The organism is Gluconobacter sp. P1D12_c (assembly GCF_018812105.1).
Taxonomy (GTDB): Bacteria; Pseudomonadota; Alphaproteobacteria; order Acetobacterales; family Acetobacteraceae; genus Gluconobacter; species Gluconobacter oxydans_A.
Map to the genome: position 1 here is coordinate 1 of NZ_JACSIQ010000141.1, position 641 is coordinate 641.

At 56.9% G+C, this 641-nt stretch carries 1 protein-coding gene; it reads right to left on the reverse strand.

Annotation, left to right across the window (positions count from 1 at the left end; translation table 11 throughout):
- On the reverse strand, positions 1 to 641 hold a 641-nt coding region (locus tag KP705_RS15990; protein WP_215764951.1), incomplete at both ends, for a Tn3 family transposase.

The window sequence follows — 641 nt, forward strand, 5'->3', positions numbered from 1 at the left end:
GCTTCGGGCTGCTCATCGACATTCCAGCGATAGTCCCCTGTCAGAGAGATATGCTCCCAGCCGAGGGGTGCAATATGCCGCGCCAGGTCATCGGAAATGCCGAGCGTTGCGATGGCAGACTGAAGATAGCGCGTATTCCATAGGATAACCGCTGCCACCAGCAGGTTTAAACCTGACGCTCGATAAGCCTGATTTTCAAAACGCCGATCCCGCAGTTCACCAAGCTGGTTGAAGAAGAGCGCCCGAGCCAGCGCATTCCGGGCTTCTCCCTTGTTGAGCCCTGCCTGGGTTCGCCTGCGCAAATCCAGATCCTGTATCCAGTCGAGCATGAAAACCGACCGCTCGATCCGGCCAACTTCACGCAAGGCCACAGCCAGACCATTCTGACGGGGATAAGATCCGAGCTTCCGCAGCATGGCCGAGGCCGTCACGGTTCCACTCCGAATGGATGTGACCAGACGCAGCAGGTCGTCCCAGTGGGCCGCAACATGATCGGTATTGATCGGGTCACCGGCCATTCCACTCAGGAGATCACCGGGGCTTTGATCTGGAAACAGGTGAAGTTTCCGCTCTTTCAGATCCCGTATCCTGGGCGCAAATCGATAACCAAAGAAGGGCATCAGCCCGAAAACATGATCCGA